Genomic DNA, 21,535 nt, shown 5'->3' on the forward strand with positions numbered 1-21,535 from the left:
TGCAGCGGCGGGCGGATGCCACCAGCACGAGAATGCATCGCAGCCGCCGCCCGCCGCGAATCGGCCAGCCGGACGGTTCGGTGCCGCGGACCTCGCCGGAGAAGAGCACGCGTGACGACAAGACGGCCAGGCCCGGCGCCCGATGCCGTCGCCGATCCCATCGAAATCAGCCACCGGCGGGTGTTCGAGATCACCCTGCCGATGACGCTCGCCTTCCTGACGACGCCGCTCCTCGGCATGACCGACATCGCCGTCGTCGGCCGCATCGCCGATGCCGAGACGCTCGGCGGGCTCGTCGTCGGAACGCTGATCTTCGACTTCGTCTTCGCCCTCTGCAACTTCCTGCGCGCCGGCACCACCGGGCTGACCGCACAGGCGCTGGGCGCCGGCGCCAAGCGCGAGATCGAGGCGGTGCTGATCCGGGCCGGCCTCCTCGCGCTGGTCATCTCGCTGCTGCTCGTCCTCCTCGAGCCGCTGGTGATGGCGCTCGGCCTCCTTGCCGTCGCGCCGGGGCCGCGCGTCGCAGAGGCTGCGTCCACCTACGTCTTCGTCCGGATGTTCTCGGCGCCCTTCGCGCTCGTCAACTACGTCATCCTCGGCTCGGTGCTCGGCCGGGGTCGCAGCGGTCTCGCGCTCGCCCTGCAGATCCTCCTCAACGGCACGAACATCGCCCTGTCCATCCTGTTCGGCCTGGGGTTCGGCTGGGGCATCGAGGGCGTCGCCCTCGGCACGGTCTGCGGCGAGGCCGCCGGCTGCCTCGCCGGCCTCGCGGTCCTTGCCGGCGGACTTTCCGGCGGCCGCCTGCCCTCACACGCTGAAATCTTCGAGCGCCGGCGGTTCCTGGAGATGCTCGGGGTCAACCGCGACATCATGATCCGCTCCTTCTGCCTGCTCGCCGCCTTCACGCTGTTCACCCGCATCGGTGCCGGTCTCGGCCCGGTGACGCTCGCGGCGAACGGGCTCCTGATGACGCTCTTCATGACCGGCTCCTACTTCCTCGACGGCGTCGCGACGGCGAGCGAGCAGCTCGCCGGCCTGGCCGTCGGCGCCAGGGCCCGCACCGCCTTCGACAGGGTCGTCTCGCTGACCAGCCTGTGGGGCTGCGTCATCGGCGCCGTCCTGGCGGCGATCGTCCTCCTTGCCGGCGGCATGCTCGTCGATCTCCTGACGACGGAGCCCGGCGTGCGGGTGGCGGCCCGGCTCTACCTGCCCTTTGCCGCGGCGACGCCCCTCGTCGGCGCCCTCGCCTTCGTCATGGACGGCATCTACATCGGCGCGACGTGGTCGCGGACGATGCGCGACATGATGGTCCTGTCGCTGCTCGCCTTCGCCGCTCTGGGCTACGGGCTGACGCCGGCCTTCGGCAATGCCGGCCTGTGGCTCGGCTTCGACGTCTTCATCGGCCTGCGGGGCCTTACGCTGCTCGCGGCGCTGGGGCCTCAGCGCGACCGCGTCTTCGCCGCTCCGCCGCGATGACGCTTGCCGCCCGGCTGGGGAGCGGAAGCGACTGCCTGAAGGCTGACGGGGGCGCAAAGGCGGCGCTGGCGGCCGAAGATGGCGCGACGGACATGCCGATGCGTCAACATGCCTCATCTTGGGATTTATCTTAAAAACTCTATATAAAAAATAGTATTGTTCGAGACTTTTTCACCTGCTTCGTATTTCGAAAATAGTTTTAAGATCAACGTGGTGGCCACCCAGCCGGTCCGGCGGGTGAAAATCCGGCCGGAAGCGCGGCCGGGAAGCGGCGACGGCCGGGGCGTGTCGTCGTTGCGAATTGCGGCGGCGGTCGTCGATGACCGCCGCCGCTCTTTCGTTCGTTGCGATTTCCTTTCGTCTCGCCCATGATCCGGCAAAAAACGAAGGGGAAACGCCATGCTCTCCGAGCGCCAGCTGCTGATCCTGGAAAGCGCCAAGCGATCCGGCCGGGTTCTCGTCGAAGAGCTGGCGGGCCGGTTCGAAGTCTCGGTGCAGACGATCCGCAAGGACCTCAACGAGCTCTGCGACGCCCGCATGCTCACCCGCGTCCATGGCGGCGCCATCCTGTCGTCGGGGGTCGAGAATGTCGGCTACGACGCGCGGCGGATGATCGCCGCCGACGAAAAGGCGGCGATCGGCCGGGCCGTCGCCGACCTGATCCCAAACCAGGCCTCGCTGTTCATCAACATCGGGACGACGACCGAGGCGGCGGCCCATCAGCTGCTGCGCCACTCCGGCCTGATGGTCATCACCAACAACATCAACGTCGCCACCGCCATGCGCCCCTATCCGGAGGTCGAGGTGGTCATTGCCGGCGGCGTCGTGCGCCGCTCCGACGGCGGCATCGTCGGCGAGGCGGCGGTCGACTTCATCCGGCAGTTCAAGGTCGACTTCGCGGTGATCGGCGCCTCGGCGATCGATCTCGACGGCTCGCTGCTCGATTTCGACTATCGCGAGGTCCGCGTCGCCCAGGCGATCATCGGCAATGCCCGGCACGTCGTCCTCGCCGCCGATTCCTCGAAGTTCGAACGCACCGCCCCGGTGCGGATCGGCCATCTGAAGCAGGTCCAGACCTTCGTCACCGACGCCGCGCCGCCGGCGATCCGTGAGGTCTGCCGGGCCGCGGAGGTGCGGCTGGTCGAGGCCGGGCCGGCCGGAGGCGCGAGGCCGGCAGACGATCCGGGGCACGCGGCAGCGTGACGCGCGCCGGGCGAAAGCGACGGCTGCGGCGACCGGCGGCGGAGGCGGTCTTCGGGACATGCCCCGCCGCCCTCCTGCCGGTGCCGACGGGCTTGCGGCCCGGCGGCACCGACGAAGACAGGTCATGTGAACGCCGCTGCCTTGCCGAGACAGCACTTCTTGAACTTCTTGCCGCTGCCGCACGGACAGGGGTCGTTGCGACCGACGTCGCGACGCGGGTTGACGGCCGGTCCGCGTTCGCCGAACACGCCGCCGAGCGACGCCATGTCGACATGGCCTTCAGCGCGCCGCTTGCGCTCGTATCGCCGGCTCTTCCGCGCGATGTCTGCATAGGCATTCAAGACGTCTTCCAGCCGCTGAAGCTCCGGGAACGAGGTGAAGGATGGCCAGGGCGCGTCCGGATGGGCCTGCGCGTGGGCGATATCCTTGTCGAAGTCCTCGATGGTGACGCCGACGTCAGTGATCCGCTCCTCAGCGATCGCCCGCGCAACGCTCTCGCGCATGTCGGCAAGGCCGAGGGCCGCGACGGTGGTCATCCATCCGTCCCAGGCCGCATAATCGCGACGCGGCGTCAGCCTTTCGTCGAGGCTGCGGACGAAATCCTCGACCCGGCCGCGATCGGTCCGGCCCTGCGTCGCGAGGCGGCCGAGGATCTCGATGAAGATCCAACGGTCGAACTCCGCCTGCCGCTCGTCGAGGATCAGGGCCTCGAGCGGCGCGAGCTCGCCGTCGAAGAGCGACAGCATGACCGCTCTGGCGACCATCGTGTCGTCGCCGAAGATGTCCTCGAAGCTTCTGGGCCGCGCGGCGAAGAGCCTGAGCAGGGGCAGCCAGGCGGCCATCTCGCCCCACTCGGCGAGAAGATGCACCATGTTGAAGAGCGGCGCGCGCCGGTCCAACCATTCATCTTCGTCGCTCGCCGCCGCGGCCCGCTCGATTCGGGCAAGGAAGGCCGGGACCATTTCCTCGCGTCGCCGACGCGCCTCGGCGATCGCCCCATAGGGCGGCGAATCGATGTGGAAGGCGAGTTCCTCGAGGAGCTTGGGTCCGGGTTCGTCTTGAAGATCAGACATCATCGGCGCCTTCCTGTCCGGCATTGCCAGCCCGGCGGCTTTGCGAGACACCGGTCGTCCCGGCTCGCGATCCGAGGTGCCGCCGCATGCCATTCCGGCAGGCCGTCGGCGCGGCGGGCCGGCAGCGATTCGTCAGAGGAGGAGTAACATGTCGGGCTACGTTCTCGCCATCGACCAGGGCACGACCTCGACGCGGGCGATCGTCTTCGACGACGCATTCCGCATCAAGGGCGTCGCCCAGCAGGAATTTCGGCAGATCTTTCCCCGGCCCGGCTGGGTCGAGCACGACCCGGACGAGATCTGGACGAGCGTCGTCGGCACCGTCCGCGGCGCCCTCGCCGACGCCTCGCTCGCGGCCTCCGACATCGCGGCGATCGGCATCACCAACCAGCGCGAGACGGTGGTGCTCTGGGACAGGGAGAGCGGCCGGCCGATCCATCACGCCATCGTCTGGCAGGACCGGCGCACCGCCGATGTCTGCCACCGGCTGGTTGCCGACGGCGCCGAACCCCGGATCACCGAGAAGACCGGGCTGATCGTCGACCCGTATTTTTCCGGCACCAAGATCGCCTGGCTGCTCGACCACGTGGACGGGGCCCGTCAGGCCGCAGAGGCGGGCAGGCTCGCCTTCGGCACGATCGACTCCTTCCTGCTCTTCCGGCTGACCGGCGGCCGGCTGCACGCCACCGACGCGACCAACGCCTCGCGCACGCTGCTCTTCGACATTTCCGCCAACGACTGGGACGACGAACTCCTCGCCCTCATGAACGTGCCGCGGGCGCTGATGCCCGAGGTGATGGACTGCGACGCCGATTTCGGCACGACGGACGCCGCGCTCTTCGGCGCGCCGATCGCCATCCGCGGCATCGCAGGCGACCAGCATGCCGCGACCCTCGGCCAGGCCTGTTTCGCGCCGGGCATGCTGAAGTCCACCTACGGCACCGGCTGCTTTGCCGTCCTCAACACCGGCGCCGAGCGGGTCGCCTCGAACAACCGGCTGCTGACGACGATCGGCTACCGGCTCTCGGGCAAGACCACCTTCGCCCTCGAAGGCTCGATCTTCATCGCCGGCGCCGCCGTTCAGTGGCTGCGCGACGGGCTGAAGCTGATCGAGAAGGCCGACGTCACCGGGCCGATGGCGGCACGGGCCGATCGCGACCAGGACGTCTATCTGGTGCCGGCATTCGTCGGGCTCGGCGCACCGCATTGGGACGCCGAGGCGCGCGGCGCGGTCTTCGGGCTGACCCGCAACACCGGGCCGGACGAATTCGCCCGGGCGGCGCTCGAGGCCGTCTGTTACCAGACCGCCGATCTTCTCGCGGCGATGAAGAAGGACTGGCCGGCGGCGGCCGACACGGTGCTGCGCGTCGACGGCGGCATGGTCGCTTCCGACTGGACGATGCAGTGCCTCGCCGATCTCCTCGACGCGCCGGTGGACCGGCCGGTCGTCCTGGAGACCACGGCGCTGGGTGCCGCCTGGCTCGCCGGCCAGAAGGCCGGCGTATGGCCGGGCATGGAGGGGTTCGCCGCACGCTGGCGGCTGGAGCGCCGCTTCACGCCGCAGATGGACGCCGTGACGAGGGGGCGCAAGCTGAGCGGCTGGGCCGACGCCGTGAAGCGGACCCTGACCCTCTGACGGCTCGCCCGGAAAAGATCCTCGGGGGGGCGCCCGAGGCCCTTCCGCCCGATCGGCCGGCCATGCGAAACAGGCCGGCCGAATCCTTGCCATCCCCGCCACCGGCCCATAACTTCCCGTGGCGACATCCCTCCCCTGCAGCGCGACCTCGATCCGATGACCCAACGCCTCAATTCCGTTCTCGACGCCATCGGCAACACGCCGCTGATCCGGCTCGCCCGTGCCTCGGAGGAGACCGGCTGCGAGATCTACGGCAAGGCGGAGTTCCTCAATCCCGGGCAGTCGGTGAAGGACCGGGCCGGCCTGTTCATCATCCGCGATGCCGAGGAGAAGGGCCTGCTCGAGCCCGGCGGCCTGATCGTCGAGGGGACGGCGGGAAACACCGGCATCGGCCTGTCCCTCGTCGCCAAGGCGCTCGGCTACCAGACCGTCATCGTCATTCCCGAGACCCAGAGCGAAGAGAAGAAGGACGCGCTGCGGCTGATGGGGGCCGAGCTGATCGAGGTCCCGGCCGTCCCCTACAGGAACCCCAACAACTACGTGAAGCTCTCGGGCCGGCTCGCCGCGCAGCTGGCGAAGAGCCATCCGGCCGGGGCGATCTGGGCCAACCAGTTCGACAACGTCGCCAACCGCGACGGCCACGTCGTCACCACCGCCGAGGAAATCTGGCACCAGACCGACGGCGAGATCGACGGCTTCATCTGTGCCGTCGGCACCGGCGGCACGCTGGCCGGAACCGCGATGGGGCTGAAGCGCCATTCCGGCCGCGTCAAGATCGGCATCGCCGATCCGATGGGCGCGGCCCTTTACGAATATTACGCCCATGGCGAACTGAAATCCGAGGGCTCGTCGATCACCGAGGGCATCGGCCAGGGGCGGATCACCGCCAATCTCGAGGGCTTCGCGCCGGACTTCGCCTATCAGATCCCGGACGAAGAAGCTTTGAAGATCGTCTTTGCCCTCGTCGAGGAAGAGGGCCTCTGCCTCGGCGGCTCGTCGGGCATCAACATCGCCGGCGCGATCCGCATGGCGAAGCAACTCGGCCCCGGCCACACCATCGTGACGGTGCTCTGCGACTACGGCAACCGCTATCAGTCGAAGATGTTCAACCCCACCTTCCTGCGCGAGAAGAACCTGCCGGTGCCGGGCTGGATCGGCCGCAGGCCGGAATTCGACGTGCCGTTCGAGCCGGTGGCATGACCGCCGCGCTGTTTCGCGAGGACGCCTATCTCTCGACCGTCGAAGCAAAGGTCGCCGGGATCCGCGACGACGGCGGCATTTTGCTCGACCGCACCGTCTTCTATGCGACGTCCGGCGGCCAGCCGGGCGACACCGGGCATTTCGAACGCTCGGACGGCTTGGTGATCAGGATCGCCGGCACGATCACCGGCGAGACCAAGGACGAGATCGTGCATCTGCCCGCCGAAGGCCAACCCGCCCCGGCCGTCGGCGAGGCGCTCGTCCTCCACATCGACTGGAAGCGGCGCTACAGGCTGATGCGCATGCATACGGCCTGCCACATCCTCTCGGTCGTCCTGCCCTATCCGATCACCGGCGCCTCGGTCGGCGAGGAGGAGAGCCGCGTCGACTTCGACCTTGCCGAGGCTTCCGCCGACAAGGCCGAGGTGACGGAGAGGATGATGGCGATCGTTTCCGCCAACCACCCGGTGTTCACCCGCTGGATCACCGACGCCGAGCTCGACGCCAATCCCGGCCTCGTCAAATCCGCAAACGTCCGCCCGCCGCGCGGCGCGGGCCGCATCCGCCTCGTCTCGATCGGCGAGGACGGCGCGGTCGACACCCAGCCCTGCGGCGGCACGCATGTCTCGGAGACCCAGGAAGTCGGCGATATCCACATCGGCAAGATCGAGAAGAAGGGCAGGGAGAACCGGCGGTTCCGGATCCGGTTCGGACCGATGCCGGGGTAGCGCCTTACATCGTCGGCACAGGGGGAGCCGAGAGAAATCGACGTCAGAACAGATCCGAGATCTGTCTGAAGACGGTCGTGGCCGACAGCAGGAAATTGATCAGGAGAGCGATCAGAAGGGTCGACATGTTTGCCCGAACCTCGTCACCGAACGTCTTGGCGTCCGACTTCTCATGCTTGGCAAGCAGAACGAAAAGCCCGGCAATCGTCGCTGCGTTGAAGAGGTCGAGGACATCGGCGAGGTATGCCGTTCCCGATGGCCGGGTCGAATGGTCGAAAAACAGGAGGATGAAAAAATAGACGACCGAAAGGAAAAGCGGGACCGAACTGTACTTACTCACGCGGCTTCATGCCGTCGGTCTGACCGGTCTTTGGAATCTGGTTCAGAAGGAGGTAGCCGATCACCCCGCCGGCGATCGTCGCCAGCACCCCGGCCCCGAGCGTCCCGGTCGCCGCGGTGGCGGCCGCGCCTGCAGCAAGAGCGACGGCACCGGCGTTGGCCGCGAGCCGGCTGCCGGTATATTCGAGCCTCCGCAGACGATGCATCTTCGATTCGTCGGATATCACAACCACCTCGCAGACGAGCTTACCGGCACACGTTGAAATGGCAACACGCCGTCGGCCGTTGGCGAAAATATTCGCGCACCTAATTCCTCCCCAGATGGGCGATCCGGAAAGCCCACGCAATCCGTTGCTCAAAGCCTTGGGCGGCCCCTCGTCTGACGAGAACGGATCGAATGGCCTTCCACCGGCGTTCCGAGCGACCACTTAGCAAGACGTCATGACCCAGAACCCCTTCCTTATCTCCCCCCGCGATCTCGCCGCCGTTCTCGGCCGCGACGGCGTCTCGATCGTCGACGCCTCCTGGTATCTGCCGGCCCAGAACCGCTTCGCCAAGGCCGAATACGAGACCGGCCACGTGCCGGGCGCGGTATTCTTCGACCAGGACGCGGTCGTCGATCCTGCCTCCAGCCTGCCGCACACCCTGCCTTCGCCGGAAGTCTTTGCCGAAAAGGTCGGGGCACTCGGCGTTTCCGACACCGACACGATCGTCGTCTACGACGGCATCGGGCTATTTTCCGCGCCGCGCGTCTGGTGGATGTTCCGCGCCTTCGGAGCCAAGGACGTGCGGGTCCTCGACGGCGGCTTCCCTGCTTGGCAGGCCGCCGCCCTGCCGGTCGAGACCGGCGCCGGCGCGCCCTCACCCGCGACATTCACCCCGCATTCCGACGCCGAGGCCGCCGTGCTTCTGCCCGAGATGCGCGAGATCGTCGCCGCGGGGTCGCTGCAGGTTCTCGACGCCCGCCCCGCCGACCGCTTCGCCGGCGAGGCGCCCGAGCCGCGCCCCGGCGTCAGGGCCGGCCACATGCCCGGCGCCCGGAACATGCCGTTCCTCGAACTCACCGAGAACGGCCGGCTGAAATCCGCCGAGGCGCTGCGCAAGACGTTCGCCGAAGCCGGCATCGATCCCGACCGGCCCTCGGTGACGAGCTGCGGCTCGGGCGTCACCGCCGCCGTCGTCAGCCTCGCGCTCGAAACCCTCGGCAACCGGTCGTCGCGGCTCTACGACGGCTCGTGGACCGAGTGGGGCTCGGCCGAAGACACGCCGGTCGAGACCGGCCGGGGCGCCAAGACCTGACTGCCATGCGTCTGCTTCGAACCCGCGTCACCAGCCTCGAAATGACGGCGTGCCCGCAAGGCCTCGTGCCGGTGCCGCCCCAGGCGGGCAGCGTCGCCGTCGCCGAGGTCGCGAGGATGCCGCTCGCCGAGTACCGGACGCTCTACCGCAAGGTCGGCGAGGCCCATCACTGGACCTCGCGGCTGATGTCCGACGAACGGCTGCGGCGCGAGATCCACGACCGCGACACCAAGATCTACGTCATGACCGTCGACGCCCGGCGTGCCGGCTGGTTCGAGCTCGACGTCCGGCGGGCGGCGCAGGAGGTCAGGATCGTCCATTTCGGCATCCTGCCGGACTATCGCGGCCGCGGGCTCGCCCATGTGATGCTGTCGCGCGCGATCTTCGCGGCCTTCTCGCTGCGGCCGGAGCGGGTGAGCATCGAAACCAACACGCTCGACCACCCGGCGGCGTTGGCCCTCTACCAGAAGCACGGCTTCCGCCCCTACGCCCTGCGCGACGTCGAGACGCCGGCGATCGAATCCTTCCTCGAACCCGTTAGGGCGGTCCGGTGACGGGCGATCCCCTGAGGATCGTCGGCTTCGACGAGGCGGACCGGCTGCTCTCCTGGCGGAGCGTCGTCGACGCACTCGCGGAAGGGCACAGGGCCGCAGCGCCCGAGATCGGCGACCTGTTGATCGGCAGAGGCGAGAACAAGCTCCTCAGCCGCGCCGCCTGGATCGACGGCCTCGGCATCGCGCTGAAGTCGGTGACGGTGTTTCCGGACAATCCCCGCGCCGAGCCGCCGCGGCCGTCGGTGCAGGGCAGCGTCCTCCTCTTCGATCCTCAGAGCGGGGCGCCGCGCGCGGTGATCGACGGCCCGCTCGTCACCAAATGGAAGACGGTCGGCGATTCCCTCCTCGGGGCGAGCCTCCTCGCACGTCCGGAACCCAAAACGCTGCTCGTCTGCGGCGCAGGCACCGTCGCCGGGCAGCTCGCCGAGGCCTATCCGGCGGTGTTCGCCTCGATCACGACGATCCTCGTCTGGAACCGCACGAGCGCACGGGCCGAGGAGCTCGCGGCGTCGCTGAAAGGGTCAGGGATCGACGTCCGCGTCGCCGCGGACCTTGCCGAGGCGGCTGCCGCCGCCGACATCGTCGCGACCGCCACCATGGCGTCCGAGCCGTTCCTTCGCGGCGCGTGGCTCTCGCCGGGCACCCATGTCGACCTGATCGGCGCCTTCACGCCGACGATGCGCGAGGCCGACGACGCGCTCCTTGAGCGGGGCGAGATCTTCGTCGATTCGCGCAAGACCACCATCGGCCACATCGGCGAGATCGAGATCCCGCTTCGCGCCGGCACGATCGGCGAGGCGGACATTCGCGGCGACCTCTACGACCTCGTCGCCGGCCGGGCGGGCCGCAGCGGACCCGAGGCGATCACCGTCTTCAAGAACGGCGGCGGCGCCCATCTCGACCTGATGGTGGCGGAGCTGATCGCGCGCCGCCTCGCATAAACGCGGACACTGGCCGGCCGCGGCCGCGGATGATTTCGAATTGTCACGCGACTTCGGCCACGGCTTCGACTACCACTGCGGGTGAATGCGGCGGCCGCGCATGACCGGCGGCTCCGCGACCCGATACGGACCGACGAGGAAGACCGTCATGAGCGACAAGACCTCCGCAGCCCTTTCCCGCCGCCACTTCCTCGCCGGCACGGCGGCGCTCGGCGCGGCCACGGTCCTGCATCCCTATTCGGTCCGGGCGGCGGCCAACCAGGCGCATCTCAGGCTGATGGAGACGACGGACATCCACGTCAACGTCTATCCGTACGACTATTACGCCGACAAACCGTCGGACACGGTGGGCCTCGCCCGCACGGCGTCGATCGTCGCGGCGATCCGGGCCGAGGCGAAGAACGCCCTCCTCTTCGACAATGGGGACTTCCTGCAGGGCAATCCGATGGGCGACTACGTCGCCTATGAGCGCGGCATGAAGGAGGGCGACGTCCATCCCGTCATCGCGGCGATGAACGTCCTCGACTACGAGGCCGGCACGCTCGGCAACCACGAGTTCAACTACGGCCTGCCCTTCATGGAAAAGGTCATCGCCGGGGCGAACTTTCCCTATTGCTGCGCCAATCTGGTGAAGGGCGAACGCGCCGCCTCGCCGCTCGACGACCAGTTCTTCGTCCCGCCCTATCTCGTCCTCGACAAGACGGTCGTCTTCGGCGACGGATCGACAAAGCCGATCCGGATCGGCGTCATCGGCTTCGTGCCGCCGCAGATCATGACCTGGGACCAGCAGAACCTGCAGGGCAAGGCGGAGACCCGCGGCATCGTCGAGGCCGCCGAGGCCTGGGTCCCGAAGCTGAGGGCCGAAGGCGTCGACCTCGTCCTCGCGCTCTCGCATTCGGGCATCGCCGGCAACGATCCGAAGGACGGACGGCCGGAAAACGCCTCGCTCGACCTCGCAGGGGTCGACGGCATCGACGTGATCTTCACCGGCCACCAGCACCTGACCTTTCCGGGCGACAAGGACTTCCAGGACATCGCCGGCGCCGACCCGAAGAAGGGCACGCTCAACGGCAAGCCGGCGGTGATGGCGGGCTTCTGGGGCTCGCATCTCGGCCTCGTCGACCTCCTGCTCGAACATGACGGCAAGGCCTTCCGCATCGCCGACTTCTCGACCGAGCTGCGGCCGATCTACGAGCGGGTCGAGAAGAAGGTGGAGCCGCTGGTTAAGAGCGACGCGCCCGTGCTCGACGCGGCGAAGAAGGACCACGAGGCGACGCTCGACTATGTCCGCACGCCGGTCGGCAAGACCTCGGCGCCGCTGTTCTCCTATTTCGCGCTCGTCGCCGACGATCCGTCCGTGCAGATCGTCAACCAGGCGCAGACCTGGTACATGCGCGAGATCCTGAAGCCGACCGAATTCGCCACGCTGCCGCTGCTCTCGGCGGCGGCGCCCTTCAAGGCGGGCGGCCGCGGCGGGCCGGACTACTATACGGACGTTGCCGCCGGGCCGATCGCCATCAAGAACGTCGCCGACCTCTACCTCTATCCGAACACCGTGCGGGCCGTGAAGATCACCGGCGCCACCGTCAAGGAATGGCTGGAGATGTCGGCCGGCATGTTCCGGCAGGTGGAAGCGGGCAAGGCCGACCAGCCGCTCCTGGCGGACGACTTCCCCTCCTACAATTTCGACGTCATCGACGGCGTCACCTACATGATCGACGTCACCAAGCCCGCCAGATACTCGCCCGACGGCAAGCGCACCGACGAAAACGCCGAGCGGATCGTCGAGCTGAAATTCGCCGGCCGGCCGATCGACCCCGATCAGGAATTCATCGTCGCGACCAACAACTACCGCGCCAGCGGCGGCGGCAACTTCCCCGGCATCTCCGACGACAGGATCGTCTATGTGGCGCCGGACGCCAACCGCGACGTCATCGTCCGCTTCATCCACGACCAGGGGACGATCAACCCCTCCGCCGACGCCAACTGGCGCTTCGCGCCGGCAGAGGCAACGAGCGCGATCTTCGAGACGAGCCCGAAGGCAGAGCGCTTCGCCTCAGCCGTCAAGGGCGTCAGGATCGAGCCGACGGGCCGGCAGGAGAACGGCTTCGCGCTCTACCGGCTCAGCCTGTAGGCCGCGGCGCCGCCTTTCCCGCCGCCGGTTTCGCCGGCTGGCGATCCGCGCTATGGCTCCGCGGGTCGGCATGCTACCCGGACCTTCCTCGTGATCCTGCGTCTCGTCTTCGCTCTCATCCTGCTCGTCGTGGTCGTCCTCGGCGGGCTGTGGCTGTTCGGCCCGCGCGAGCCGGTCGACACGACGGTGACCTTCGATCCCGCCTCGATCGGCAGCGACCCGGACGCCTATCTCGCGCGCGAAGAGGCCGACGTGCCGAACCTCAGGCCGCAATCGGCGAAGGAGATCGTCTGGGCCTATCCGGCCTCCCGGGCGAAGACGCCCCTCGCGATCGTCTACGTCCACGGCTTTTCCGCCGACAAGGCCGAGATGCGCCCGCTCGCCGACCGCGTTGCGACGGCGCTCCATGCCAACCTCTTCTACACCCGCCTCGCCGGCCATGGCCGCGACGGCGCGGCGATGGAGCAGGTCACGGTCAACGACTGGATCAACGACCTCGCCGAGGCGACCGCGATCGGCCGGCAGATCGGCAGCCGCGTCGTCGTCGTCGCAGCCTCGACCGGCTGCACGCTGGCGAGCCTCGGCACGACGCTCCCGGCGGTGATGAAGAACGTCGCCGGTCTCGTCTGCCTCTCGCCGAACTTCGCGATCAACGACCGCTGGGCTTTCCTGCTCGACCTGCCCTTCCCCCGCGACCTGCTGCCGATGCTCGGCGGAAAGACCTACGGTTTCACCCCCGCCAACGACGAGCAGGCGCGGCACTGGACGACCCGCTATCCGATCGGCGCCCTGGCGCCGATGGCGGCGCTGCTGCGCGCCGTGCGGCACCTCGATCTTTCGAACGTCGATCCGCTGCCGCTGCTGGTCTTCTATTCGCAGCAGGACAAGGTGGTCGACCCGGACGCGACGGAGGCCTTCGCCGCGGCCTGGCCGGGGCCGCACCGCGTCGTCGACGTGCCGGTCTCCGGCGACGCCGCCAATCACGTGATCGCCGGCGACATCCTCTCGCCGGCGACGACGGAGGAGATCGCAGGCCGCATCATCGAGTGGATCAAGTCGCTGCCGCCGGCCTAAGCCCGGCCCGCGGCGGCGGCCGGCGCGCATGACGAACCAGCGCCCCGCACCAAGGCTTCACCGTGCCTCGACGAGAAGCCCCTGCGGCCCGGCCGGCCGGACGACGGCGTCGATCGCCAGCTCGGCGACGATTTTTTCCAGAGCCGGCTGCAGCGAATCCTGCGGCAGCGTCGTCGTCAGGTCGTAGCTTGCCTCGGCAAGGCTCGAGCGTCCCGGCTCGAGGGATCGGGCGCAGGCCATCGCCGCCAGCCGGTCCTCGAGCTCGCTGCGCTTGCCGACCGGCAGCAGGCGCAGCGTCAGCGTGACGGTCCGCCCGTCGTCGCCGCAGGCCGTTTCGACCGGTGGACCCGGCGAGACCGCCGCGCCGGCATCCGCGGATGCGCCACCGCCGCCCGCGCCCTCGCCTTTGTCGCTCTCGCCTTTGTCGCTCTCGCCGTCGTCGCCCTTGCCGTCGTCGCTCGGCTTCGGTTCGTCGGCGTCGGGCGCCTCCTCGCCGCCGCCTGGCGCCCCGTCGTCTGCCTCGCGCCGCGGCAGCAGCGCCGACAGCTGGAAGGCGAGCTTCAGCCCGATGTCCCGGCCGAAGGCCGTGGCCTCGTCGGCGAGGAAATCGCGGATGCAATTCCCACTCGGCGGAGAGCCGCAATCGGGAAGCCGCGCCGTGCGGTGCTCGGGCGCCATGCCGAGCGGCCGGCCGCTGGCGACGTCGCGCAGCGACAGATCGGCGGCGAGGCGAAGATCGACGTCAGACGGCTTGCCGGCCGGATCGGGGGCGACGAAGGTGCGCAGCGACAGGCGCAGGAGGACGTCCACGGCATGGGGATCCTTGGCGTCGCGCTTCTGCAGAAGGTCGAGGATCGCGCGGTCCGATGCCGCGGGATCGGGCGCTGGATCGGCGCCGAGCACCGCCGGATCGACCAGACGGACGGATGCGCCGTTGAAGCGCATCAGGCGCTCGCGCCCCGCCCCGGTGGTCAGACCGGCCGCAATGCCGGAAAGGAGCGCCCTCGTCGCCGCCGAATCGGCTGGCATCGCATCGGGATGCGGACGCGCGGCAAGGACGAGGAGCCCGACCTCCTCGGCAGCCACGGAAAGAGAGGGCGCGGCAAGGAGAACCAGCAGCGCCAACGCCAACGCCATGCCAAGCCGGGCGGCGGCGCGGCTCAGCCCGACGAAGACGGACCGAGGCAGGCTCATCGTCCCGTTTCCGCCTTGCCGGCCGCATCCTCGCCGTTCGCCGCGGGCGGATCGCGGTCCTGCGGGTCGGTCATCGCCTTCAGCGCCGCGGCGGCATCGGCCTGGCCCTGGGCGGCGGCCTTGCGATACCATTCGGCCGCCTTGTCGCGGTCGGCCGGCCTGCCCCCGATCCCTTCGGCGAGGAACAGGCCGAGCATGTATTGCGCATTCGGCTGGCCCTGCTCGGCCGCCCGGTCGAGCCACTCCCGGCTTTCGTCGAAGGCCTGCCTCTGGGCGAGCGCCAAAGCGAGGAAGAACTGCCCGTCGGCATGTCCCTTGCTCGCCGCCACGCGGTACCAGCGCTCCGCCTCGGCGGCGTCGGTGGTGACGCCGTTGCCCGTGCGGTAGACCTCGCCGAGATCGAAGGCCGCCGCCCCGTAGCCGCCCTCGGCCGCCTTCTTCAGGCTGGCGAGGCCGCGCGGCGGGTCGGCGGCCATGCCGAGGCCGTTTGCATAGATCCGCGACAGCCGATAGTCGGCCCGCGCCATGTTCCGGGCGGCGGCCTTCTCGTACCAGCCGGTCGCGGTCGGCCAGTCCTGCGCGACGCCCTCCCCGTACGCGTAGGCTTCGGCGAGATTGTACTCGCCCTGGGCGTCGCCGGCCTCCGCCGCCCTGCGGAACCACGTCACCGCCGTTGCGAGATCCTTCGGCACGCCGATGCCCGCGGCGTAGAGGCTGCCGAGATTGTTCTGCGCGTCGGCAATGCCGCTTTCGGCCGCCTTGCGGATCCAGCCGACGCCCACCGCGACGTCGCGGTCGACGCCGCGGCCGTTGACGAAGGCGATGCCGAGGGCGTTCTGCGCCCGCCCGTCGCCGGCCTCGGCGGCGCGCCGGAACATCTCGGCGGCAAGTTCGTCGAAGACGAGGGCGTCGGAAAGAAGCGCGCCGTAGCGATAGACGAGGTCGACGTCGTCCCCGCCGGTGCGCACGGCGTCCTGGCACGCCATGACCGCGTCGGGCATGCGCCGGCGGTCGGCGCGGGCGGTTTCGGCGAGATCGAGGCAGCTTCGCCTGAGCGCGGCCGCATTGCCTGCGGACGCCGCCCCGCTCTCCTCGACGGCCGGAGGCGGGCGCGGAATGGCGCCTCCGCCGGCCCCGTCCGCAGCATCGGCGGCGGATGCCGGCAGCGCCGCGAGGACCGCGAAGAGACAGAGCATCGCGGCGATGCGGGACGGCCGCCCGCCGGCGGGTATCGGGAACCCGCGCCCGCGGGCCGCGCGGCCCTGCGACGGCATGGTTGGGCGGCACGGACGGGCGGATAGCGGCATCGCGACATTCCCTTGCGGAACTTCATGCCATCATTGCAAGAAATGCCGCCCTGTCCACCTCTCGGGCCGTTGTCGCGATCACAAGATCGACAGCCGGCCCGGCCGGGCGGCTGCAGCAAGGGCGTCGCCCCGTCAGCCCTCCTCGGCCGCGACGGCGAGCTGGTAGGTCTCCGGGACGAAGCGGAAGCCGCCCTTTTCCAGCCGTTCGGCATAGCCGAGCGCCGGAAACGGCATGTGGTAGCCGATGAAAGGTATGCGTTCGTCGGCGATCCTGCCGAAGACGCGCTTGCGCGTTTCGATCGCCTGCGCGGCATCCATGTCGAAGGCGACCTTCCAGTCGGGCTTCTGCAGCGAGGCGACGAAGTGGTTCGCCGTGTCGGCGGTCAGCATCAGGCGCCGGCCGGCCGATTCGAGCTCGAAGACCATGTGGCCGGGGGTATGGCCCGGCGCGTCGAGCGCGGTGATGCCCGAAACCACCGCCGCGCCGTCGTCGAGGAAGGTCATCTTGTCCGCGAGGGGAACGAGATGGGTCTCGACCATCCGTGCCGCTTCCGCCCGCTTGCCGTTCCTCGCCTCGTCCGAGGTCCACCAGGCGAATTCGCGCCGCCCGGTGACGTAGCGGGCGTTCGGAAAGGTCGGCTGGCCGCCGGTCGTCAGGCCGAGGATGTGATCGGGATGCAGATGCGTCAGGACGACGATCGTCACCGCCTCCGGCGCATAGCCTGCCGCTTCCATGCGTTCGACGAGCCTGCCGTAGCCGTTCTCGCGGCCGCTCTCGCCGAAGCCGGTGTCGAACAAGAGGAGATTGTCGTCGAGTTCGACGAGCACCGGGTTGAAGTGGTTGACGTAGCGGGTCTCGGGCAGGAGGTTGCGGCGCATCAGCGCGGCCATCTCCTCCTGGCTGCGGTCGGCGCCGAAGGTCGGATGCGGCCCGTCGGCGTGACGTGCGCCGTCGAGGATCGTGGTGATGCGCGCCTCGCCGAGGGCAAAGCGCTGCCAGCCTGGTGTCATGACATTCGCCTTCTGAATGGAGGTTTCGACGCCCGGATCGGTCGCGGGCTCGCCGGAGCGGGCATTTGCGGGACGTCCCCCCGCCAGCGCGGCGACGGCGCCGCCCGCTCCTGCCAGGAGTTTTAGGGCGGCACGGCGGGTCGAGCGAGGCAGAGAGAGGCTGATCGGGGTCATCGCGGGAACTCCTGGCGGGGTGACGGTGCGTTCGATCCGTCCGGAACCCGGCCGGCCGGCAATCTTGCCGCGCCCCGGGTGACGGACATCAAATCCTTCGCCCGCCCCTGGCGTTCCGACGGGCGGGCGCCGGGTCTCGTCGGCCGCCGGCTCCTGGCGGTCGGCGCCTGCCACAGACGCGCGAAGTCGGGCGAAGACGCCGCTTCACACCCTTCGCGATAAGCGATAGACCGGGGTCTCTCCGCCTGCCGGAATCGCGATGTCTCCCGCGCCCGCCCGCCGGCTCCGTCGCCGACCGACCGTCGGCGCGCCGGCCGCCCGACACGCCCGATCGCCGCGACGCCGGCCACAGACTGGCAAAGGCCATCTCCCGCATGAAACGCATCGTCCCGTTCGTGCTCGCCGTCGCGCTGTTCATGGAGAACATGGACTCCACCGTCATCGCCACCTCGCTGCCGGTGATCGCGCAGGATCTCGGAACGAGCCCGATCGCCCTCAAGCTGGCGCTCACCAGCTACTACGTGTCGCTCGCCGTGTTCATCCCGATCTCCGGCCGCATGGCCGACCGGGTCGGGGCCAGGCTGGTGTTCCGCCTGGCGATCGCCGTCTTCTGCCTCGGCTCGCTCGCCTGCGCCACCGTGACGTCGCTCGGCGGCTTCGTCGCCGCCCGCTTCCTGCAGGGCATGGGCGGGGCGATGATGACGCCGGTCGGCCGGCTCCTGCTGGTGCGCGCCGTGCCGAAGTCCGACCTCGTCAACGCCATGGCGTGGTTCTCGCTTCCCGCCCTCGTCGGGCCGCTGCTCGGACCGCCGGTCGGCGGCGCCATCTCGACCTATGCCGACTGGCGCTGGATCTTCCTCATCAACCTGCCGATCGGCATCGTCGGCATCTATCTCGCCGGCCGCTTCCTGCCGAAGCTGCCGACCCTGCCGAGCATCCGCTTCGATCTTCCCGGCTTCTTCCTCTCGGCTCTCGCCTGCGCCGGGCTGGTCTTCGGCTTTTCCGTGGTGTCGCTGCCCGCCCTGCCGCCGCAGTTCGGCGTCGCGATGATCATCGCCGGCCTCGCCGCCGCGGTCGCCTTCGTCTTCCACGCGCGGCGGACGCCCGAGCCGCTGCTGCGGCTGAGGCTGCTGAAGGTACGGACGCTGCGGGCGGCGATCGTCGGCGGATCGCTGTTCCGGATCGGCGCCGGCGCCGTGCCCTTCCTGCTCCCTTTGATGCTGCAGCTCGGCTTCGGCTACACGCCTCTTCAGTCGGGCCTCACCACCTGCATGTCGATCGGCGGGGCAATGATGATGAAGTTCCTGGCAAAGCCGATCCTCTCGCGCTTCGGCTTCCGTGCGACGCTCTGCGCGACGGCGGTGATCGGCGGCAGCATGACGGCGCTGATCGGCGTGTTCCGGCCGGACACGGCGGTGGCAATGGTGGTGCTCGCGCTGCTCGTCGGCGGCTTCTTCCGCTCGCTGTTCTTCACCTCGATCAACACGCTCGCCTTCGCCGATCTCGGCAGCCGCGAGGCCGGCGACGCGACGGCGATGATCGCCGCGATCCAGCAGGTCTCGATCGCGACCGGCGTCGCGCTCGCGGGTGCGCTGCTCGAAGCCGGCATGACCCTGTCCGGCCGCAGCGTCGTCGCGCTTTCCGACTTCGCGCTCGCCTTCGCCGTCGTCGGCGTGGTGACGGGCGCCGCGGTGCTGGCCTTTCTGCGCCTGCCTGCCGATGCGGGCGACGAGGTCGCCGGGCGCCGGGTACCGGCCGAGTGACGCCTGCCGGCGGACGCCCCGCCAAGATCGGCCGGGCGACGCCGGGTCCGGGTCTCACCGGCCGCGGGCGCGGCGGCCGGCAGCGAGCTTCCGGGGTTCACCCGAGCGGGCCGGCCTCGCCATCCTCGCCCCCGTCGTCGCCCTCGTCCGGGTCGTCCGTGCCGCCAAGCTGCCCCGCGCCGTCGCGGCCCTTGAAGCCCTTGGCGAGGATGTAGAGCTCGACCGAGCCGTCGCGCGAGGCCGGCGGCTTGACGTGATGGACCGTCGCGAAGCTCTGCTTCAGGAGCGTCAGCAGGTCGCCCTCGGTGCCGCCCTGGAAGGTCTTGGCGAGGAAGTGGCCGCCGGGCCTGAGCGTCCTCACCGCGAAATCCGCCGCCACTTCGCACAGATGCATGGTCCGCAGGTGATCGGTCCGGCGGTGCCCGGTGGTCGGTGCCGCCATGTCGGACAGGACGACGTCGGGCGCCCGGCCCAGCGTGTCGAGCAGCCGCTGCGGCGCGTCCGCCTCGAGGAAGTCCATCTCCAGAATGGTCGCGCCGGCGACCGGCTCGACCGTCAGATAGTCGATCCCGACGACGGAGACGCCGTCGAGCGCCGACTTCACCCGGTCGACCGCCACCTGGCTCCAACCGCCCGGCGCGGCGCCAAGGTCAACCACCGCCTGGCCGGGCTTCAAGAGCCTGTAGCGGTCGTCGATCTCGATCAGCTTGTAGGCGGCGCGCGAGCGGTAGCCGTCGGCCTTCGCCCGCCGCACATAGGGATCGTTCAGCTGGCGTTCGAGCCAGCGCCGCGACGAGGCCTTGACGCCGCGCTTCTTCTTGACCCTGACGCTCATGCCGCGATCGTCGCCCCGGCCCGCCATCAGCCTGCCCGCCTTCCGTCGCGCCGGCGCCAGACGCCGTCGGCGACCATCATCTCGGTGAGCAGGCCCTCGCGGAGCCCGCGGTCGGCGACGCGCAGCGCCCGCGCCGGCCAGACCCGGCGGATCGCCTCGAAAATCGCGCAGCCGGCGAGCACCAGGTCCGCCCGGTCCGAGCCGATGCAGGGATTGGCGACGCGCTCCTCGAAGCTCCAGCCGGCGAGCCTTCGCACCAGCGTATCGGACTCCTCGGCGGTCAGCCACAGCCCGTCGACCTGGCGCCGGTCGTAGCGCTCGAGGCCGAGATGGACGCCCGCCAACGTCGTCACCGTGCCGGAGGTGCCGAGGAGGTGGAAGTTCTCTGTGCCGACGAGGTCCTTCAGCCGGTCGCGTCCCGCAAACCCCTCGATGAGTTCCACCGTCTCCGCGACCATGCGCTCGAAGATCTCCGGCGTCACGTTGCGGCCGCCATGGCGCTCGGCGAGCGTCACGACGCCGACCGGCAGCGAGGTCCAGGCGACGATGCGGCTGGCGAGCCGGCGCGTATGCGGGCCCCGCAGATCGAGAAGCGCGATCTCCGAGGAGCCGCCGCCGATGTCGAAGAGCACGGCGCCGCGCGCCTTGCGGTCGATCAGCGAGCCGCAGCCCGACACCGCGAGGCGCGCCTCGGTCTCGCGCGGTACGATCTCCAGCGACAGTCCGGTGCGCTCGGCGACCTCCTCGATGAACTCGGCGCCGTTCGCGGCGGCCCGGCAGGCCTCCGTCGCGATCAGCCGAGCGCGCGTCACCTCGCGCGCCGCGATCTTCTGGGCGCAGACCGACAGCGCCGCCGTCGCCCGGTCCATCGCCCCGCGCGACAGGCTGCCGGTGCGCCCGAGCCCCTCGCCGAGCCGGACGATGCGGGAAAAGGCGTCGATGACCCGGAACTGCCCGGGCCGGGTCGGAACGGCGATGAGCAGCCGGCAGTTGTTGGTGCCAAGGTCGAGGGCGGCGTAGATCGGCGGTTTTTCGGGCTCGACGGGGGCGCGGAACGGCGCGGCCGACGGGCGCTTCTCGCCACCGGCGCCGGTCGGGGCGTTCTTGGCCGGCGTCGGCTTTTCCGGGGCGCCCGGCGAATCGCCGTCGCCGCGCCGGGCGCGGCCGTACTTGCGCGCGCCACGCGGCATCCCCGCCGCCGGTGCGGCAGGCTTCTGAACGTCCGTTGCAGCGGCGGGGGCCACCTCCGACACCTTGCGGCTCTTGCGCCGGCGTCGCCGCTGGCGCTTGGTCAGCCGCGTATCGTCGCCGGCGGAGGAGTTCGCATCCAGCCCGTCGTCACGCGCCGCGGCCGCCCTGTTCGCCTTCTGCGGATGGGAGCGATGCTCGGCACGGTCGGATTCGCCCCGCCGCCGGTCGGTGGCGCCGAAGGCGAAGGTTTCGCGAGCTATGTGCGGCTTGTGCCGGTGTCTCCCCGTATCGTCATGGTCACTCACACGATCTCTCCGGCGCGGAACTGCGTCCATCGCGTCCCCGGCGCCTCTCGTTTCTGCGTCGCGCCGAGTGTACCAGCCGGAGGGGGAAGCACAAGGGC

At 69.7% G+C, this 21,535-nt stretch carries 20 protein-coding genes; 12 read left to right on the forward strand and 8 right to left on the reverse strand.

What is annotated here, in order from left to right:
• Positions 1-201 precede the first annotated feature (201 nt).
• From J1C47_RS09610 to J1C47_RS09620, 3 genes are all read left to right on the forward strand, one after another.
• The gene (locus tag J1C47_RS09610) at positions 202-1,476 is read left to right on the forward strand and encodes an MATE family efflux transporter (protein ID WP_245396480.1); all 1,275 of its coding nucleotides are present in this window, start codon (positions 202-204) and stop codon (positions 1,474-1,476) included.
• A gap of 156 nt (positions 1,477-1,632) precedes the next feature.
• The gene (locus tag J1C47_RS09615) at positions 1,633-1,848 is read left to right on the forward strand and encodes a hypothetical protein (RefSeq protein WP_207350544.1); all 216 of its coding nucleotides are present in this window, start codon (positions 1,633-1,635) and stop codon (positions 1,846-1,848) included.
• 27 nt (positions 1,849-1,875) lie between these two features.
• Positions 1,876-2,679, forward strand: a complete 804-nt coding sequence (locus J1C47_RS09620) for a DeoR/GlpR family DNA-binding transcription regulator (RefSeq protein ID WP_207350545.1) — start codon at positions 1,876-1,878, stop codon at positions 2,677-2,679.
• A gap of 122 nt (positions 2,680-2,801) precedes the next feature.
• On the opposite strand, the gene J1C47_RS09625 is transcribed toward J1C47_RS09620, so the two are convergent.
• Complete coding sequence (locus J1C47_RS09625; protein ID WP_207350546.1) at positions 2,802-3,752, reverse strand: DUF1186 domain-containing protein; 951 nt, start codon at positions 3,750-3,752, stop codon at positions 2,802-2,804.
• 148 nt (positions 3,753-3,900) lie between these two features.
• On the opposite strand from J1C47_RS09625, the gene glpK reads away from it, so the two are divergent.
• The 3 genes from glpK (at position 3,901) to J1C47_RS09640 (ending at position 7,316) form a co-directional block, all read left to right on the forward strand.
• On the forward strand, positions 3,901-5,388 hold the full coding sequence (gene glpK, locus J1C47_RS09630; RefSeq protein ID WP_207350547.1) for a glycerol kinase GlpK: 1,488 nt from the start codon (positions 3,901-3,903) through the stop codon (positions 5,386-5,388).
• A gap of 156 nt (positions 5,389-5,544) precedes the next feature.
• On the forward strand, positions 5,545-6,588 hold the full coding sequence (locus J1C47_RS09635) for a cysteine synthase A (RefSeq protein WP_207350548.1): 1,044 nt from the start codon (positions 5,545-5,547) through the stop codon (positions 6,586-6,588).
• The gene (locus tag J1C47_RS09640; RefSeq protein WP_207350549.1) at positions 6,585-7,316 is read left to right on the forward strand and encodes an alanyl-tRNA editing protein; all 732 of its coding nucleotides are present in this window, start codon (positions 6,585-6,587) and stop codon (positions 7,314-7,316) included. Before J1C47_RS09635 ends, J1C47_RS09640 begins: the two co-directional genes overlap by 4 nt.
• A gap of 43 nt (positions 7,317-7,359) precedes the next feature.
• On the opposite strand, the gene J1C47_RS09645 is transcribed toward J1C47_RS09640, so the two are convergent.
• A complete protein-coding gene (locus J1C47_RS09645) occupies positions 7,360-7,656 on the reverse strand; it encodes a hypothetical protein (protein ID WP_207350550.1) in 297 nt (98 codons plus the stop codon).
• The gene (locus J1C47_RS09650; RefSeq protein ID WP_207350551.1) at positions 7,649-7,861 is read right to left on the reverse strand and encodes a hypothetical protein; all 213 of its coding nucleotides are present in this window, start codon (positions 7,859-7,861) and stop codon (positions 7,649-7,651) included. The genes J1C47_RS09645 and J1C47_RS09650 overlap by 8 nt, the downstream gene beginning before the upstream one ends.
• Positions 7,862-8,096: 235 nt before the next feature.
• On the opposite strand from J1C47_RS09650, the gene sseA reads away from it, so the two are divergent.
• The 5 genes from sseA to J1C47_RS09675 all read left to right on the forward strand — a co-directional run bounded on the left by sseA (position 8,097) and on the right by J1C47_RS09675 (position 13,657).
• A complete protein-coding gene (gene sseA, locus J1C47_RS09655; RefSeq protein ID WP_207350552.1) occupies positions 8,097-8,954 on the forward strand; it encodes a 3-mercaptopyruvate sulfurtransferase in 858 nt (285 codons plus the stop codon).
• Between the two features lie 5 nt (positions 8,955-8,959).
• The gene (locus J1C47_RS09660; RefSeq protein WP_207350553.1) at positions 8,960-9,508 is read left to right on the forward strand and encodes a GNAT family N-acetyltransferase; all 549 of its coding nucleotides are present in this window, start codon (positions 8,960-8,962) and stop codon (positions 9,506-9,508) included.
• Positions 9,505-10,449 carry an ornithine cyclodeaminase family protein gene (locus tag J1C47_RS09665; protein WP_342591958.1) on the forward strand — a complete coding sequence of 315 codons (945 nt, stop codon included), beginning with the start codon at positions 9,505-9,507 and terminating at the stop codon, positions 10,447-10,449. The genes J1C47_RS09660 and J1C47_RS09665 overlap by 4 nt, the downstream gene beginning before the upstream one ends.
• Before the next feature lie 148 nt (positions 10,450-10,597).
• Positions 10,598-12,583, forward strand: a complete 1,986-nt coding sequence (locus J1C47_RS09670; RefSeq protein ID WP_207350554.1) for a bifunctional 2',3'-cyclic-nucleotide 2'-phosphodiesterase/3'-nucleotidase — start codon at positions 10,598-10,600, stop codon at positions 12,581-12,583.
• A gap of 90 nt (positions 12,584-12,673) precedes the next feature.
• Positions 12,674-13,657 (forward strand): serine aminopeptidase domain-containing protein, encoded by a 984-nt coding sequence (locus tag J1C47_RS09675; RefSeq protein ID WP_207350555.1) that lies wholly within the window; start codon positions 12,674-12,676, stop codon positions 13,655-13,657.
• Positions 13,658-13,714: 57 nt separating this feature from the next.
• Here J1C47_RS09675 and J1C47_RS09680 read toward each other — a convergent pair whose 3' ends face one another.
• From J1C47_RS09680 to J1C47_RS09690, 3 genes are all read right to left on the reverse strand, one after another.
• Positions 13,715-14,851: a hypothetical protein gene (locus tag J1C47_RS09680; protein ID WP_207350556.1), complete on the reverse strand. Its 1,137-nt coding sequence runs from the start codon at positions 14,849-14,851 to the stop codon at positions 13,715-13,717.
• A complete protein-coding gene (locus tag J1C47_RS09685) occupies positions 14,848-16,047 on the reverse strand; it encodes an SEL1-like repeat protein (RefSeq protein WP_207350557.1) in 1,200 nt (399 codons plus the stop codon). The genes J1C47_RS09680 and J1C47_RS09685 overlap by 4 nt, the downstream gene beginning before the upstream one ends.
• A gap of 243 nt (positions 16,048-16,290) precedes the next feature.
• A complete protein-coding gene (locus tag J1C47_RS09690) occupies positions 16,291-17,343 on the reverse strand; it encodes an MBL fold metallo-hydrolase (RefSeq protein WP_207350558.1) in 1,053 nt (350 codons plus the stop codon).
• 374 nt (positions 17,344-17,717) lie between these two features.
• On the opposite strand from J1C47_RS09690, the gene J1C47_RS09695 reads away from it, so the two are divergent.
• Positions 17,718-19,106, forward strand: a complete 1,389-nt coding sequence (locus tag J1C47_RS09695; protein ID WP_207350559.1) for an MFS transporter — start codon at positions 17,718-17,720, stop codon at positions 19,104-19,106.
• A 97-nt stretch (positions 19,107-19,203) separates the two neighbouring features.
• Here J1C47_RS09695 and J1C47_RS09700 read toward each other — a convergent pair whose 3' ends face one another.
• Both J1C47_RS09700 and J1C47_RS09705 read right to left on the reverse strand, forming a co-directional pair.
• Complete coding sequence (locus J1C47_RS09700) at positions 19,204-19,968, reverse strand: RlmE family RNA methyltransferase (protein WP_207350560.1); 765 nt, start codon at positions 19,966-19,968, stop codon at positions 19,204-19,206.
• Positions 19,968-21,437: a Ppx/GppA phosphatase family protein gene (locus J1C47_RS09705; protein WP_425354553.1), complete on the reverse strand. Its 1,470-nt coding sequence runs from the start codon at positions 21,435-21,437 to the stop codon at positions 19,968-19,970. Before J1C47_RS09705 ends, J1C47_RS09700 begins: the two co-directional genes overlap by 1 nt.
• Between the last annotated feature and the right edge of the window lie 98 nt (positions 21,438-21,535).

Source organism: Jiella sonneratiae (genome assembly GCF_017353515.1).
GTDB lineage: Bacteria > Pseudomonadota > Alphaproteobacteria > Rhizobiales > Rhizobiaceae > Jiella > Jiella sonneratiae.

What these genes read in the sequence shown, in the direction of transcription:
- J1C47_RS09640 (WP_207350549.1), top strand. Translation starts at nt 6,585, where the DNA reads ATGACCGCCGCGCTGTTTCGCGAGGACGCCTATCTCTCGACCGTCGAA.
- J1C47_RS09660 (WP_207350553.1), top strand. Translation starts at nt 8,960, where the DNA reads ATGCGTCTGCTTCGAACCCGCGTCACCAGCCTCGAAATGACGGCGTGC.
- J1C47_RS09695 (WP_207350559.1), top strand. Translation starts at nt 17,718, where the DNA reads ATGAAACGCATCGTCCCGTTCGTGCTCGCCGTCGCGCTGTTCATGGAG.
- J1C47_RS09635 (WP_207350548.1), top strand. Translation starts at nt 5,545, where the DNA reads ATGACCCAACGCCTCAATTCCGTTCTCGACGCCATCGGCAACACGCCG.
- J1C47_RS09670 (WP_207350554.1), top strand. Translation starts at nt 10,598, where the DNA reads ATGAGCGACAAGACCTCCGCAGCCCTTTCCCGCCGCCACTTCCTCGCC.
- J1C47_RS09690 (WP_207350558.1), bottom strand. Translation starts at nt 17,343, where the DNA reads ATGACCCCGATCAGCCTCTCTCTGCCTCGCTCGACCCGCCGTGCCGCC.
- J1C47_RS09620 (WP_207350545.1), top strand. Translation starts at nt 1,876, where the DNA reads ATGCTCTCCGAGCGCCAGCTGCTGATCCTGGAAAGCGCCAAGCGATCC.
- J1C47_RS09685 (WP_207350557.1), bottom strand. Translation starts at nt 16,047, where the DNA reads ATGCTCTGTCTCTTCGCGGTCCTCGCGGCGCTGCCGGCATCCGCCGCC.
- J1C47_RS09610 (WP_245396480.1), top strand. Translation starts at nt 202, where the DNA reads ATGACGCTCGCCTTCCTGACGACGCCGCTCCTCGGCATGACCGACATC.
- J1C47_RS09625 (WP_207350546.1), bottom strand. Translation starts at nt 3,752, where the DNA reads ATGTCTGATCTTCAAGACGAACCCGGACCCAAGCTCCTCGAGGAACTC.
- sseA (WP_207350552.1), top strand. Translation starts at nt 8,097, where the DNA reads ATGACCCAGAACCCCTTCCTTATCTCCCCCCGCGATCTCGCCGCCGTT.
- J1C47_RS09680 (WP_207350556.1), bottom strand. Translation starts at nt 14,851, where the DNA reads ATGAGCCTGCCTCGGTCCGTCTTCGTCGGGCTGAGCCGCGCCGCCGCC.
- J1C47_RS09700 (WP_207350560.1), bottom strand. Translation starts at nt 19,968, where the DNA reads ATGGCGGGCCGGGGCGACGATCGCGGCATGAGCGTCAGGGTCAAGAAG.
- glpK (WP_207350547.1), top strand. Translation starts at nt 3,901, where the DNA reads ATGTCGGGCTACGTTCTCGCCATCGACCAGGGCACGACCTCGACGCGG.
- J1C47_RS09650 (WP_207350551.1), bottom strand. Translation starts at nt 7,861, where the DNA reads ATGCATCGTCTGCGGAGGCTCGAATATACCGGCAGCCGGCTCGCGGCC.